The sequence below is a fragment of the Amycolatopsis thailandensis genome, assembly GCF_042723255.1.
GTDB classification, from domain to species: Bacteria; Actinomycetota; Actinomycetes; order Mycobacteriales; family Pseudonocardiaceae; genus Amycolatopsis; species Amycolatopsis thailandensis.
Genome location: NZ_JBHXJK010000143.1, coordinates 4,980 through 20,283, shown reverse-complemented (window position 1 = coordinate 20,283; position 15,304 = coordinate 4,980). Strand labels below are relative to the sequence as shown.

The 15,304-nt window shown below is 67.1% G+C and carries 9 protein-coding genes; 3 read left to right on the top strand and 6 right to left on the bottom strand.

Features of this window, described 5'->3' with window-relative positions:
- Nucleotides 1–374: 374 nt before the first annotated feature.
- Both ACFWMR_RS36120 and abc-f read right to left on the bottom strand, forming a co-directional pair.
- A complete protein-coding gene (locus ACFWMR_RS36120; protein WP_378381648.1) occupies nt 375–1,628 on the bottom strand; it encodes a DUF222 domain-containing protein in 1,254 nt (417 codons plus the stop codon).
- Nucleotides 1,629–2,128: 500 nt separating this feature from the next.
- Nucleotides 2,129–3,748, bottom strand: coding sequence for a ribosomal protection-like ABC-F family protein (abc-f, locus tag ACFWMR_RS36115; RefSeq protein WP_378381647.1), 1,620 nt, complete (start codon nt 3,746–3,748; stop codon nt 2,129–2,131).
- Nucleotides 3,749–4,123: 375 nt separating this feature from the next.
- On the opposite strand from abc-f, the gene ACFWMR_RS36110 reads away from it, so the two are divergent.
- Nucleotides 4,124–5,521: a hypothetical protein gene (locus ACFWMR_RS36110; protein WP_378381646.1), complete on the top strand. Its 1,398-nt coding sequence runs from the start codon at nt 4,124–4,126 to the stop codon at nt 5,519–5,521.
- A gap of 56 nt (nt 5,522–5,577) precedes the next feature.
- Here the strand turns inward: ACFWMR_RS36110 and ACFWMR_RS36105 are convergent, their stop codons facing one another.
- The 4 genes from ACFWMR_RS36105 to ACFWMR_RS36090 are packed head-to-tail and all read right to left on the bottom strand — an operon-like array spanning nt 5,578 to nt 10,108.
- The gene (locus ACFWMR_RS36105; RefSeq protein ID WP_378381649.1) at nt 5,578–6,981 is read right to left on the bottom strand and encodes a GH1 family beta-glucosidase; all 1,404 of its coding nucleotides are present in this window, start codon (nt 6,979–6,981) and stop codon (nt 5,578–5,580) included.
- A gap of 2 nt (nt 6,982–6,983) precedes the next feature.
- Entirely contained in the window at nt 6,984–7,829 is an 846-nt protein-coding gene (locus ACFWMR_RS36100) for a carbohydrate ABC transporter permease (RefSeq protein ID WP_378381645.1), read from the bottom strand.
- Nucleotides 7,826–8,806 carry a carbohydrate ABC transporter permease gene (locus ACFWMR_RS36095; protein WP_378381644.1) on the bottom strand — a complete coding sequence of 327 codons (981 nt, stop codon included), beginning with the start codon at nt 8,804–8,806 and terminating at the stop codon, nt 7,826–7,828. Before ACFWMR_RS36095 ends, ACFWMR_RS36100 begins: the two co-directional genes overlap by 4 nt.
- Nucleotides 8,807–8,809: 3 nt before the next feature.
- Nucleotides 8,810–10,108, bottom strand: a complete 1,299-nt coding sequence (locus ACFWMR_RS36090; RefSeq protein WP_093935805.1) for an ABC transporter substrate-binding protein — start codon at nt 10,106–10,108, stop codon at nt 8,810–8,812.
- Nucleotides 10,109–10,292: 184 nt separating this feature from the next.
- Here ACFWMR_RS36090 and ACFWMR_RS36085 point away from each other — a divergent pair, with 184 nt between their 5' ends.
- Together ACFWMR_RS36085 and ACFWMR_RS36080 are read left to right on the top strand one after the other, a co-directional pair.
- Nucleotides 10,293–11,339 carry a LacI family DNA-binding transcriptional regulator gene (locus ACFWMR_RS36085; RefSeq protein WP_378381643.1) on the top strand — a complete coding sequence of 349 codons (1,047 nt, stop codon included), beginning with the start codon at nt 10,293–10,295 and terminating at the stop codon, nt 11,337–11,339.
- A 90-nt stretch (nt 11,340–11,429) separates the two neighbouring features.
- Entirely contained in the window at nt 11,430–15,179 is a 3,750-nt protein-coding gene (locus tag ACFWMR_RS36080) for a glycoside hydrolase family 2 TIM barrel-domain containing protein (protein ID WP_378381642.1), read from the top strand.
- Nucleotides 15,180–15,304: the final 125 nt, after the last annotated feature.

Below are 15,304 nucleotides of genomic sequence, written 5' to 3'. Positions count from 1 at the left end.
GCTTCCGAGCCTCCGCCACCCCGGAGACTGCCTGGCCCTGGGGTGAAGGGGACTTTCCGCTCGTGTGATGAGGGAAAGTCCCCTCTGCCCTGCCAGTCGCCGCCGCCGAGCACCGGTCCGTGAAGGCCTCCTTGAAGGACCCTGGGTCCCTCAAGGAGGCCTTCACGGACTTGGTACCTGACAGGACACCTTTGCCCCCTCGAGAACGTTCGACCAGGGCGCGCCGGTGCAGGGTTCTCACAGGATTGGCGGTGATCCAGACGCCACCGGCCAGACATTCATCTCAACGACTTACAGGACACTTTGGCCCTATCTGGGCATGCCGAGGGGCCCGTCGCCGGTGTGGCTGGCGGGCTCCTCGGGGTCATGCAGGGTTAGGCGCGGTGGAGGGTGTTGCGCCGGGATCTTAGTAGCGGATCTAGATACTGGGGCGGTACGAACTCGGGCAACCCGTCGGCTGCCATGTGGACTTGCCAGTCGCCGTGGTGGATCAGGCGGTGATGGAAGCCGCACAGCAGCACCAGATTCCGGAGATCGGTCGGGCCGCCGTCCGCCCAGTGATGAATATGATGGGCGTGACAGTTCTTCGGTTTCCGATGACACCCAGGGAACGCACAGCCCCGATCACGGATGTTCAACGCCCGTCTCTGACCTGGCGTCACGAACCGTCTCAATCGCCCCACGTCGAGGGGTTCCCCAGCGGCGTTGAGCACCACGGGCAGCATCAAGCAGTCGCAGGCGGCCATCCGGGCTTCGCGGGCGGTCGTCTCCCCGACGAAATCGAGACACGCCTTCCCGATCCCGGACTTCAGCTCTTCCAGACCGATGGTCACGTGCACCAACGTCCGGTACCCGCTGGTGCCAGGCTGATCAGGACAGGCAATCGCCAGATCGAGAAGCTCGGCCCACGCGTCACCCTGGCGTTCGCATTTCATGCGCGAGTCAGCTTGCCCGAACTCGTCCACCGGGCGAGGCTTCGCGTACGCCTCCAGCGCGGCGGCGGTTCGAGCGCCGAGTTCGTCGTCGAGGAGGCCGGTGAGTTTCCAGAAGCCGTCCCGGCGGCGTTCCAGGGTGATTTCCCGGCGTGGCTGCTTCGGCTCGGGTTCTTTGGGCTCGTTGCCGTCGGGATCGAGCCAGCCGAGCAGGCTCGTCTCCGCGTTCACCAGCTGCCGTGGACCCGCGCCACGAGCAAGGTTTCCGAGGATCTTCTCCGCACTCTCCCGATCCTCGGCTGTCGTATCGGCCGGGAGTCTCCCCAAGATCTCCAGCACCTGATCGATCCGCTCATTCCCGAGCACACCCTCGGCAGCCGCCGCGCCCACAGTGGGCGCTGCGGCCGGAACCTCTGTCCCATCGAGATTGCGGGTCGGGTTCAAGGAGATCGCCCGCTTCACCACCGACTGCGCCTCACCCCGAGACAGCCCAGCCACATCAGCAAACCACGCCGCCGTCGACCCATAGCCATACAAGTCTTTCGAGCCCCGAGACTCGATCTCCGCCAGGAATTGCCCCAGAGCGGCGGAGGCGACCCGCATCAGCTGCAGGAACTGCTGCACGCCATGCGCAAGCTCCAGCTTGCCGGCACGCCACAACTCCTGCGGGAGTTCGGGAAGGAAGGTCTCGGACACACCTCAATAATACACCCATATTTCGAACACGCGTTCGTAATTTTGTGTAACTGGCGAACCTGTGAATTTGCCACTTAAGTGTGACGACAGATGCTCGTTGGCATTTACCGGAGCTAGTTGGCATGGCGGTAGTCGAGGTGGCCAAGGCTGTGAGAACGCTGCTGTCGATGCCGATGGTCTGCGAGTCGGCTTTGACGGTGTAGATCCAGGGTTCCTGGCCGGTGCGCGGACCCGGACCTTGTCCTGCACGGCGTAGCAACAGGTGGTGTTGTCCCTCGGTCAGGGTGTCGAGTCCGTCGCTGGTGAGGCGTCGTGATGATCGACCGCCGAAGCGCGATCTATGCCCGAACGAGAACTGCCACGTCAGACGAAATCGCGGTGCCAACTCTTGTCGTCACCTCAAGAGTGATCCGGCGAAATAGGGCGCCTCTCTCCGCATTCAGTCCTCTGGTTGCGATAGTTCGCAACCGAACCACCGCAACCAGAGGACCAATGACGGATCAGGACTCCAAAAGAGCCCCGTCGGCCAGTCGAATACGCCGGTCCACCTTGATCTCGGTCAGGAACCGTTCGTCGTGACTCACGACCACGAAGGCCCCTTGATAGGCCCCCAAAGCGCTTTCGAGTTGCCCGACGCTGACCAGGTCGAGGTTGTTCGTCGGCTCGTCCAGCAGCAGCAACTGCGGCGCGGGTTCGGCGAACAGCACGCACGCGAGGGTTGCGCGCAGGCGTTCGCCGCCGGAGAGCACGCCGACGGGAAGCTGGCTTCGCGCGCCTCGGAACAGGAACCGGGCGAGCAGCGTCATCCGCTGAGACTCGGGAAGGCTCGGGGCGAACGCCGCGAAGTTCTCGGCGATGGTCCGGTCGAGGTCCAGCAGGTCCAGGCGCTGCGAGAGATACGCGATCCGGCCTTCGGCGCGTTTGATCACGCCGCCGGCGGGGGCGAGGTCTTCGTTGAGCACCCGCAGGAGTGTCGACTTGCCGGAACCGTTGCCGCCGGTCAGCGCGATCCGCTCGGGGCCGCGGATCGTGAGGTCGACGCCGTCGCCCGCGAAGACGTTCCGGTCGCCGTAGCGCACCTGGATGTGCTCGCCGTGGAACACCGTGCGCCCGGTGGGGACGTTGGTGCCCGGCAGGATCAACGCGATCTTCTGATCGTCGCGAAGAGAGCGTTCGGCCTCGTCGAGGCGATTCTTCGCGTCGCTCACCCGCGCGGCGTGCGTCTCGTTCGCCTTTCCCGCGGATTCCTGGGCGTTGCGTTTCATGGTGCCGGCGAAGATCTTCGGCAGACCCGCGTTGCCGAGGTTGCGGGCCGCGTTCCCCGCTCGTCGCGCGGCCCGCTCGCGGGCCTGCTGCATCTCCCGTTTCTCGCGTTTGACCTCTTGTTCCGCGCTGCGGACGTTGCGCTCGGCGACTTCCCGCTCGGCTTTGACCGCGGCTTCGTACTGGGTGAAGTTCCCGCCGTGGTACCGAAGATCGCCGCGGTCGAGTTCGGCGATCCGGTCCATCCGGTCGAGCAGCTCCCGGTCGTGGCTCACCAGCAGCAGGCAGCCCGACCAGTCTTCGAGCACGCCGTAGAGCTTGCGGCGGGCTTCGAGGTCGAGGTTGTTGGTCGGTTCGTCCAGCAGCAGGATGTCGGGCCGTTTCAGCAGCTGCGCGGCCAGGCCGAGCGAGATGATCTGCCCGCCGCTCAACGTGCGCAGGCTCCGGTCGAGCGAGATGCCGTCGAGGCCGAGCCGGTCGAGCTGGGCGCGAGTGCGTTCCTCGATGTCCCAATCGTTGCCGATGGTGGTGAAGTGCTCGTCGCTCGCGTCACCGGACTCGATGGCGCTCAAGGCCGCGAGCTGCGGCGCGATGCCCAGGACCTCGGCCACGTCCAGCTCGGCGGTGAGCGGAAGGGACTGCGGCAGGTAGCCGAGGACGCCCTGAGCGGACACGGTCCCGGAGGTCGGCCGCAGCTCGCCGGCGATCAGCTTGAGGAGCGTGCTCTTGCCCGCCCCGTTCGGCGCGACCAGGCCGGTGCGGCCACCGGGCACGGTGAAGGACAGGTCGTCGAAGACCGGGGTGTCATCCGGCCAGGCGAAGGACAGGGCGGACACGACGACGAAGGCGTCTGACATGGAAATGACCTCGTGAAAGACAGCGGGCGCTCTGAAGTAGCGCCGCGGTGGACGTGGCTTTGAGGGGACGACAAAGAGGCCACCTCGGCGTCAGCGCCGGTGGCCTGGCAACTCCGGCTCACCCGGAGATGTCGTCTTCACCTGCCACGTCTGGTCTCCATGCTCGTTGATCAGCTGCGCCCCCACCATAACAAGACCTGGCGGAGCCGGGCCACCGGAATCCCTCCGATCGGCTCCGGTAAAAACATGAATTCGGGGCTCCCGATACGAGTTCCGGCCTGTTTTCCTTTATTTTCGACGATTCCCGATGATCGGTACTTGTGATGTGGATCATATTCATTGAGGCGCCGAGGTGACACTTCTAATGTTCGTCGGGTGACGGTTTCCGCACTGGGGATCACGCGATCCGTCGCCACCTATTTCCTTGACCTGGAGGGCTTTTCGATGACGCCGAATTCTCGAAGACGAGTCGCGACCACGGTGACCGCGCTGGGGGCGTTCGCCCTGGTCGCCCCACCGGCGCAAGCCGCTGAAATCGCCGTTCCCTGTGACACGGGAGCGCTGGTCCAGGCGGTCGCCAGCGCCAACGCGACCTCGACTCCGGACACGCTTTCGCTGGCGGCGAATTGCGTCTACACGCTCACCGCGGTCGCGGACATCGCCGATAAAGCGGGGCTGCCCGCAATCAGGGGAAAGCTCACCATCAACGGCAACCACGCCACTATCGCCCGCGCCGAGGACGCACCCCAGTTCCGGATCATTTCCAACTGGGGTGATCTGTCACTCGACAAGGTCACGATCACCGGCGGCCACGCACCCGATGGCATCGGCGTCGACTCCTACGGCGACGCGAACTGGGGAGAGGCGGGCGGTGGAATTCGGAACTGGGGCCCGTTGACCATCACCGACAGCGTCATCGCCGGCAACACCGCGGGCGCGGGTGCTCCCGGTCCTGATGCCACGGCCACCACCGGCGCCAGGGACGGCGCGAGCGGAGGTTCCGGCGGAGGTATTCGCTCCTATGGCTCCCCGCAGGTGACTCTGACGATCACCGCCAGCTCGATTCGCGACAATTCCTCCGGAGCCGGTGGCCGGGGCGGTAACGGCACGGCCACCAAACCGGGTGGCCGCGGCGGCTGGGGCGGATTCGGGGGCGGCGTCGACGCGCTCAGCGGTACCGCCCTGCGGATCACCGGCAGCGATGTCACCGGCAACGTCACCGGGAGCGGCGGTCAGGGCGGTTCGGGTGGCGCTGATGGCGGCTCAGGCGGTTCCGGCGGCAGCGGCGGTGTGGCCGGCGGAGTGATGATGTCGACCAGCCGAGGAGTGTTGCTGAATCCGGTCATCACCGGTACCAAGATCGCCGGGAACCAGGCGGGCCGAGGTGGCGACGGCGGTGTCGCGGGTCCGGGCGGCTACGCCGGGATGTCGGGCTACGGCGGCAGCGGAGGCGGGCTCAGCGTCTTCGACGACAGTCTCACCCTCGACGGCACGACGGTCGGCGACAACGCCGTGGGCGAGCCCGGCGCCGGTTCCTACCCGTATCCCCGTTCCGGCGGCGGCATCTACACGATCGACGCACACGTCGCGCTGGTCAACGGGGCCGAGATCAGCGGCAACCGGCCCGACAACTGCTCTTCCTTGGCTGACGTACCGGGCTGCGTGAACGCCTTCAGCGCCGCCGGCGCGCAGCGAGCCGTCGTGGCCGATGGCCAGGACCCACGGGCAGCCGAACTCGCCGCGGCGGAACGGACCGCGGCCGAGAACCGGTGACCTGAGTCGTCATGCAGGGTCCCTTCCGGGTGGACGAGACCCTGCATGACGCCATCTCAGCCCAGCCCGTTCAGGCTGATCGCCCTGGCGTACCAGAGCGCGCTCTGCTTCGGCGTCCGCCGCTGGGTGGCGTAGTCGACGTGCACGAGGCCGAACCGTTTGGCGTACCCCTCGGCCCACTCGAAATTGTCGAGCAACGACCAGTAGAAGTACCCGCGCAGGTCGACACCCGCCTTGATCGCCTCGTACGCGGCACGCAGATGCGAGTCGAGGAAGGCGATCCGGTCGGTGTCCGCGATCTCCCCGCCGACGACGACGTCCGGATAGGACGCGCCGTTTTCGGTGATGTACAACGGGACCGGCCGATACTCGCGATGGACCCGCAGGAGGCAATCGGTGAGCCGCGAAGGCTGGACTTCCCAGCCCGAGTCGGTGCGCGGCGCCGCCTCGTCGGGCACGAAATGGACATCGGGGGCACCGAGCCAGTCGTCGCCCGCCGGTTCGCTGCCGGGCAGGGGAGTGCCCGCGACCTGATAGCCGCGGTAGTAGTTGATGCCCAGCCAATCGACCGGGGCGGCGATGATCGCGAGATCGCCGTCTCGCACGAGCTCGCCGATCCCCAGCGGAGCGAGGTCGGCGAGCAGGTCCGTGGGGTAGGAGCCGCGAAGCACGGGGTCGAGGAAGAGCCGGTTCTGAAGACCGTCGACCCGGCGTGCCGCCTCGGCGTCCACAGTGGACGAAGGGTCCGTCGCGGACACCGGATACAGGTTCAAGGTCACCCCGGACGACGCCGCCGGCGCGTGCCGCCGCAGGACGTCCATCGCCAGCCCGTGCCCCAGCAGGAGATGGTGCGCGGCCGCGACGGCGGCCCGGGGCTCCTTCCTGCCGGGAGCGTGGATCCCTTGCGCATAGCCCAGCATCGCGGCACACCACGGCTCGTTCAGGGTGGACCAGCGCGTCACCCGGTCGCCCAGCCGCGCCACGATCGTTTCGGCGTACTCGGCGAACCGGAAGGCGGTCTCGCGAGTGGCCCAGCCGCCCTCGTCTTCCAGCGTTTGAGGGAGGTCCCAGTGGTACAGCGTCGCCCAGGGCTCGACGCCCGCTTCGAGAAGCCTGTCGACGAGCCGGTCGTAGAACGCGATTCCCTCGGGATTCGGGGCACCGCCGTCGGGCCGGATCCGCGGCCACGACAGGGAGAACCGGTACGCCCCGAGCCCGAGCCGCCGCATCAGGTCGACGTCTTCGGCGTAGCGCCGGTAATGATCGGCGCCCGGTTCGCCGGTGTCGCCGCCGACCACGGCCCCCGGCCTGCGGGCGAAGACGTCCCAGATCGAGTCGGTGCGGCCGTCGACGGCCGTGGCGCCTTCGACCTGGAAGGCCGCGGTGGCGGCGCCCCACACGAATCCGGGCGGGAACAGCAGCGCGGTCTTCGCCCGGACACTGTCGGGATGAGCGGACATGGTCACCCTTTCACGGCACCTTGCATGATCCCGGCCACGATCTGGCGGCCGAGGAGGAGGAAGACGATGAGGATCGGGATGGTGGCCAGGGTGGTTCCGGCCAGCACCAGCGAATAGTCGACGTAGTAGCCGCTCTGGAGCTTCTCCAGTGCCAGCTGGACCGTGGGATTTCCGGCGTCCAGCACGACGAGCGGCCAGAGGAAGTCGTTCCACGAGGTCATGAACGTGAACATCGCCAGGATCGCCGCCGCCGGGCGGACCGCGGGCAGGCAGACGTTCCAGAAGATCCGGATCATGCTGCACCCGTCGACCCGCGCCGCCTCGATCAGTTCGTACGGCACCGCGTCCACCGTGTACTGGCGCATCCAGAAGACGCCGAACGCGGTCACCAGGTTGGGCACGATCACCGACTGGAGCCCGCCCGCCCAGCCGAACTCCGACATCGCCATGAACAACGGGATGACCCCGAGCTGGGTCGGCACGGCGAGCGTGACGACGATGAACACGAACAACCCGTTCCGGCCGCGGAACCGCAGTTTGGCGAACGCGAACCCGGCCAGCGCCGAGAACAGCACCGTGGTGAGCGTGACCGTGCCGGACACGATTAGGCTGTTCCCCAGCGCCTTCCAGAACGGGACGGTGTCGAACACGCGCGCCGCGTTGGCGAAGAAGTTCCCGCCCGGCAGGAACGGCGGGACCCGCTCGGTGAGCATCCTGCTGTCCCGGCTCGCCACCAGGAACGACCAGTAGAACGGGAAGAGCGAGCCCAGCACGAAGATCGTCAGCACGACGTAGGTCGCTCGGCGCGGTTTGCCCAGCGCCGAGACCCTCGGTTTGAGTGTGGTCATTTCTTCTTCACCGCCGCGAGCCTCCCGGTGAGGAAGAAGTTCACCAGCGCGATCAGCACGATGATCAGGAACAGCACCCACGCGATCGCCGAGGCGTAGCCGAGTTCGTAGTTCTCGAAGGCCGTTTGGTACAGGTACAGCGTCACCGTCTGGAACTGGTTGGACGAACCGCCGTTGTTCGACCCCGGCATGGCGTCGAACAGCTTGGGCTCGGTGAAGATCTGCAAGCCGCCGATCGTCGAGGTGATCGTGACGAAGATCAGCGTCGGCTTCAGCAACGGCAGGGTGATACTGCGGAACCGGCGTGCCGGGCCCGCGCCGTCGATGAGGGCGGCCTCGTGCAGTTCCTTCGGGATGGCCTGCATGGCCGCCAGGACGATCAGCGCGTTGTAACCGGTCCAGCGCCAGTTCACCATGATCGCGATCGCGACATGGCTGCTGAACCGGTCGGCCTGCCAGTCGACCGGGTCCAGTCCGATCGTCTGCAACAGGCCGTTGACCAGGCCGTATTTCGGTCCGAACAGGTTCGCGAAGATGATCCCGAGTGCCACCAGGCTCGCGGCGTAGGGGAGCAGGACCCCGACCCGCCAGCCGGTCGCCCCGCGCAGCCGGGCGCTGAGCAACGCCGCCAGGAGCACCGCGATGATCAGCTGGGGGACGCTGGAGAGCAGGAAGATGCTGACGGTGTTCTCGAGCGCGTTCCAGAACTGCGTGTCGGCGAACAGTTCCTTGAAGTTGTCCAGCCCGATGAAGTCCGGATCGTCGTCGCCCGCTTCCCAGCTGAACAGCGACACGTATGCCGTGTACAGCAGCGGGAACAGCCCGACGATCCCGAAGACCACGAAGAACGGGGCGATGTAGAGGTACGGCGAGACTTTGACGTCCCAACGGCTGAGCCGGTGGCGGAGGGTGGGCCGGGGCGACGTACGCGCCCCGGCCTTCGCCTCGTCAGGCTTGATCTTGTCGACGACGGTCATCGGTCAGCGTGTGATCTTCTTCGCGGCGTCGAGCAGTTGCGTCCAGCCCTCGTCGGGCGATTTGCCCTGCTCGACGGCTTGGAGCGCCGGGCTCGACGCGTTCTCCTGGATCTGGCCGTCACCGGGGCCCTTGTACTGCGGCTTGGCGACCTTCTTGGCCTGCTCGGCGAACAACCGGCCGATCTTCGCCCCGCCGAAGTAGGCGTCGGTCTCGCTCAGCAGCGCCGGGTCCTCCAGCGCCTTGACCTGACTGGGGAAGGTGCCCTTCGCCTGGAACGCCTTGATCTGCTGCTCGGGCGCGGTCAGCCAGGCGGCGAGTTCGGCCGCCTCCTTCGGATGCTTCGACTGCGTCGGCACGGTCAGGTACGAACCGCCCCAGTTCCCGCCACCACCGGGGAAGGCCGCGGTGACCGCCCACTTGCCGGCGTTCTCCGGACCGGAGTGCTCCTCGATCACGCCGAGCATCCACGCGGGGCACACCTTCGTGGCGAACGCGCCCTGCTTGAACCCGGAGTTCCACTCGTTGCTGAACGCGGTCAGCTTGGCCGACTGTCCTTTCGCGACAGCGCCGGTCACCTTCGTCCAGGCGTCCTTGATGCCCTGGTTCGAATCCAGTGTCGGCTTGTCGTCGGGTCCGATGTAGCCGGTGGGGAGCTGGTTGACCATGGCGTTGAAGTTCTGCGCGGCCGAGTCGAACCACGCCTTCCCACCGGTCTTCGCGACGTACTGATCGCCCGCGGCGAAGTAGCTGTCCCAGGTCGCGAACAGCGGTTTGACGGCTTCGGGGTCGGACGGCAGGCCCGCCGCCTCCAGCATGTCCTTGCGGTAGCACATGGCCAGCGGGCCGATGTCCGTGCCGTAGCCGATGACCTTGCCGTCCTTGGTCTTCGCCGCGTCGTACTTCCAGCCGAGCCAGCGGTCGGGGGAGGCGTCCGCCGGGCCGATCCCGGGCAGGTCGTTGAACTTCGAGCCCTTGTCGAGGACGTTGGACAGATGCCCTTCCTCGACCGCGGTGACGTCGGCGAGGCCGGAACCCGCTGCCAGTTTCGTGATCAGATCCTGGTGATACGGCCCGCCCTGGCCGGTTTTCCGGTGGGTGATCTTGATGTTCGGGTGCAGCCGTTCGTACTCGGGAATGAGCGCCTCGTAGCCGAACTCGGTGAACGTCGCCAGTGATAGCTCGACCTTCGCGTTCGGATCCGACGCGGCGGGTGTCCCGCCGTCGTCACCACCGCACGCCGCCAGGCCGACCGTCATCGTGATACCCAGTGTCAGCACCAGGCCGTTCCGGATCCTTCTCACGTCTTTGTCCCTTGCTGATGGGGTGAAGGAGAAACTGGGAGCGCTCCCAGGGATGCGCAGAGTTTGTCCCTCGAGGCGAGATCGTGTCAAGGGCTTGTAATGAGAGTGTTTCCGCCTACGGGAGCGCTCTCAGTGCCGACGGCCGCCGGACACTAAGCTGTCGGTGTCCGGATGCTGCTGAAGGGTGAAGGTGACGCGGGTGGGGGCTCGACCAGAGGAAGACGGCAGGCCGACGCTGGAAGACGTCGCCGCGTCCGCCGGGGTCAGCCGGTCGACGGCGTCCCGGGCGCTGAACGACGACGGCTACGTCAGCGCGCGTTCGCGAGAGAGGGTCCAGGCCGCTGCCCGCGAACTGGGCTACTCCCCGAACCAGGCGGCGCGGTCCCTGGTGACCAGGCGGACCGGGGCGGTCGCGGTCGTGCTGTCGGAACCGGAGGCACGGCTGCTCGACGACCCGTACCGCACCGCGGTCATGCGAGCGGGCTATCGAGAACTCGCCGACGTCGGCTGCCAGATGGTCTTGATCTTCAGCGACACCCGGGAGGACCTCGAACGCACGGTGCGGTTCCTGGACGGCGGGCACGTCGACGGCGTGCTGGTGTTCGCGCCGCACCGGACCGATCCGCTGCCCAAGGCGTTGCGGCAGTTGAGGATCCCGGTGGTGTACGGCGGGCAGGCGGCCGGGCTCAAACGTGGTGTCCACGTCGTCGACTTCGACAACGAGGGCGGCGCGAAGCTGGCGGTCGCGCATCTGGTCGAGTCCGGGCATCGCCGGATCGCCACGATCGCCGGCCCGCAGGACCAGAGCGCGGCGATCGACCGGCTTTCCGGCTGGCGCAAGACCCTGCTCGACGCGGGACTCGACCCGACGGACCTGGTCGAAGAAGGCGACTTCACGCTGACAGGCGGGGCGAAGGGGATGTCGAACCTGCTCGCGCGGCGTCCCGACCTCGACGCCGTCTTCGTGGCGAGCGACATGATGGCCCTCGGCGCGCTCCGCACCCTGCATTCCGTCGGAAGGAGTATCCCCTCGGACGTCGCCGTCGTCAGCTTCGACGACAACGCGACGTTGGCACCGGAGATGGACCCGCCGCTGACGTCGGTCCACCAGGATCCGCGGGAGCAGGTCCACGCGATGGTCGAGACGCTGCTCGCGGTGATGGACGACCGTGATCTCAAGCCCCGCCAGCGGATCTTGCCGGTCTCGCTCACGCATCGCGCCTCCAGCTGAATTCGATCTCGGTCTTCCTCCTGGTGACGATTTACGAGATCGTCGAGGAGTCGGTCATCAGCCGACGGTCCCTCATCGGGAGGTAACGCAGTGCCGCGCATACGCCTCATCGTCTTGAGCCTGATGGTCGCCGCCGGTTCCCTGGCAGGCGCCGGATCGCCCGCCGCCGCCGACGGACCACCAGGAGACGTCCAGTCCTACCTCGACGATCCACGGAAAGTGGCGGAAGGACAGGAGCCGGCGCATGCCTTCCTGCGCCCGTACGCCGACGTCTCCGCCGCCGCTCGCGGAGACGAGCGGAGCCCGTACAGCCGCTCTCTCGATGGCAAATGGCGGATCGCGATGGCGGACAACCCGTCACAGGTCCCGGCGGGATTCCACGACGACGGCTACGACGCGTCGAGCTGGCGCGAGGTGTCCGTGCCGCACACGTGGCAGACGGACGGCCTCGACCATCCGATCTTCCGCAACATCGCCACCGAGATCCAGCCCGACGACCCGCCGCGCGTCCCGCGCGACGTCAACCCGACCGGCGCCTACGTCCGCGACTTCGACCTGCCCGCGGACTGGACGAAACGCGAGACGTTCCTTCGGTTCGACGGGGTGACGTCGGCGTACTTCGTCTGGGTCAACGGGAAGTACATCGGCTACGACCAGGGCGGCTACACGCCGGCGGAGTTCGACATCTCGTCCGCGTTGCGGCCGGGGCCGAACCGGATCGCCGTGCAGGTGCACCGCTGGAGCGCGGGCGCCTACCTGGAGGACGTCGACCAGTGGCGGTACTCGGGCATCTTCCGCTCGGTGACCCTGCATTCCGCGCCGGGGACGTTCATCCAGGACGTCGGGCTGACGACCGACCTCGACGCGACCTACACCGACGCCACCCTCAAGGCCGCCGTCGAGGTCGCCACCAAACCCGGCGGGACGACGGGCAAGCACCGCGTCGGACTGAGCCTGCGCGACACGGCGGGCAAGGAAGTCGGGGTCACGAGCGGCGAAGTCGAGGCAGGCGGCAAGACGTCGCTGAGCCTGCCCGTCCGCGATCCCGCGAAATGGACCGACGAGACACCGAACCTCTACACGGCCGTCCTCACGCTGACCGCGCCCGACGGCCGGGTCACGCACATCACCAGCGAGACGGTCGGGTTCCGCGAGATCGAGATCCGCGACAAACAGCTGCTGGTCAACGGGAAGCGCGTGCTGTTCAAGGGCGTCAACCGCGCGGAGACCGATCCCGATCACGGCAGGTACGTGCCCCGCGCCGCGCAGGAGCGCGACGTCACGCTGATGAAGCAGCTCAACGTCAACGCCGTCCGTACCTCGCATTACCCGTCCGACCCCTACTTCTACGAACTGGCCGACCGGAACGGGCTCTGGATCGACGACGAGATCGACATCGAGACCCACAACCACGAGAACTGCGCGAGCTACTGCCAGGCGAACGACCCGGCCTGGCGTGACGCGTTCTTCGACCGCATGATCGGCATGGTCGAGCGGGACAAGAACCATCCGAGCGTCTTCCTCTGGGACACCGGCAACGAGGCCGGTCTCGGCGCGCATCACTTCGCGCTGGCGGACTGGCTGAAGGCGAACGAGCCGAACCGGCCGATCTACCACCAGTCCAACAGCCCCGACGGCGACGCGCCCTTCGCCGACGTCTGGGGGCCGAGGTACCCGTCCCCGGAGAAGTTCGCCGAACAGGCGAAGAGCACGACGAAACCGCTGATCTTCGGCGAGTACGCCCACGCGATGGGCAACAGCCTGGGGAACTTCCGGGAGTTCTGGGACACGATCCGGGCGAATCCGCAGACCCAGGGCGGGTTCATCTGGGACTGGGCGGAGCAGAACATCCGGCAGCGGATCCGGACCACGCCGGATTCGTCCGGCAACGGCATCTCGGCGCACGTGACCGGCAAGCCGGATCTCGTCGACGGTCATCGAGGCAAGGCGCTGGCCCTGTCTGGATTGGACGATTTCGTCGAGGTCTACCGCGACCGGAAACTCGACATCACCGGTAAGGCGCTGACCCTCGACGCCTGGGTGAAGCCGGGGAAGTGGACCGGTGACTTCCGCATCCTCGGCAAGGGCGACCACCAGTATGCGCTGAAGATGAAGACGCAGGACACCCTGGAGTTCTTCATCCACAGTGGAACGTGGCAGGCGGTCCAGGCCAAGGTGCCCGCCGACTTCTACGGTAACTGGCACCGGGTTAGCGGTACGTATGACGGCACGGCCCTGCGGCTCTACCTCGACGGCAAGGAGATCGGAAGCAAGCCGTTCACCGGCGCTATCGACTCTTCTTCGGCCGAGGTCAACGTCGGCCGTGACTTCGAGACGTCGTGGAACGACCCGTCGAACATCGGCTGGATGGGACGAGGCGCCGTCGACGACGTACGCATCTACGACAAGCCGCTTTCCGCCGCGGAGTTGTCCGGTGCCAATCCGGTGGGTGGTGCTGTTTTGGCGCTGGACTTCGACAGTGTGGCGGACCAGGGGACTCACCTGTCCTACGGCTCCAGTCTGTCCGGTGTGGACGGTCTGATCGGCTCGGACCGTTCGGCGCAACCGGAGACCGCGCAGATGGCGTGGGCGCACCAGCCGCTCCGGTTCGCCTACTCCGGCGGCGCGTTGTCGGTGACCAGCGAACGGCAGTTCAAGGGCACCGACGAGCTGAACCTGCGGTGGCGGATCTCCGAAGGCTCTCGAACCGTGACGCGGGGCGAGCAGCCGTTGCGGGTCGGTGCCGGTTCGACCGGGCAGATCTCCCTGCCGGTGCCGCCGAATCCCGCGGACCGCGAACGCTTCCTCACCGTCGAGGCCGTGACGACCCAGGGCGAGCCCATGCTCGCGCGAGGTCATGTCCTGGCACACGACCAGTTCTCCCTGGGCGGGAAGCGAGTCCCGGGCCTGGACCGCACGCCGCTCGCGGGGAAGTCCGTCGACGTCGTCGAGGACGCGGCTTCGGTGACCGCTTCGGCGGCCGGGGTCGTGTACAAAGTGGACAAAGCCACCGGCGCGCTGACGTCCATCCGGCATCAGGGCAAGGAACTGCTCACCGGCGGGCCGAAGCTCGACGCGTGGCGGGCACCCATCAGCAACGAGACCTTCGCCTGGGGCCGGGCCGAGGGTGAGGACTGGCGCAAGGCCGGGCTGGACCGGTTGAAGACCACCGTCACGGGCGTCCGGGTCGAGAAGGACGGCTCGCGAAGCGTGCGGGTGATCGTGGACAGCCGGGTCGCGGCGCCGGACGTCACCGGGGCGTGGTTCGACCAGACGATGACCTACACCGTCGACCGGACCGGGACATTGAGTCTCGGGAATCGCGTGGTGCCGCAGGGGAGCGTGCGCACTCTGCCGTACCTGCCCCGGATCGGTGTCTCGCTGGCGGTGCCGGACCGCTACGACCGCTTCGCCTGGTACGGGCGGAAGGCCGAGAGCTATGTCGACCGCAAGGACGGCACGCCGATCGGAGTGCAGTCGAGCACGGTGGATCAGCAATACGTCGAGTACCACCGGCCGCAGGATCACGGCAATCACACCGACAGCCGGTGGGCGCTGCTCACCGACGGCCGGACCGGCGGCCTGCTGGTCGGAGGGGCGAACGACGTCAGCGTGACGCCGTTCGACGACCTCGACCGGGCGGCGTACCCGTTCCAGCTGCAGCGCAACAAGGGCTGGTTCACCCTGCACGCGAGCCACGCGGTGACCGGGGTCGGGGACACGCCCAACCCGGTGCGGGAACGCAGTCAGGTGCGGCAGGACCGCACCTACGAGTACACGCTGTCGCTGCGGCCGCTGACGTCGCAGGAAGCGCGGGCAGGGGTGCCTGCCGGCGGCTGATCTCCGGCGGTCGGGTGGTGTCGCGAAAGCCACATTAACGCCGGGCGGTGTTGCGCAAGATGGGTTTGCGGCACTGGGTGGCGCGGAAACAAACGACGAAAGGGAAAAAATGTGAATTTTGAAGG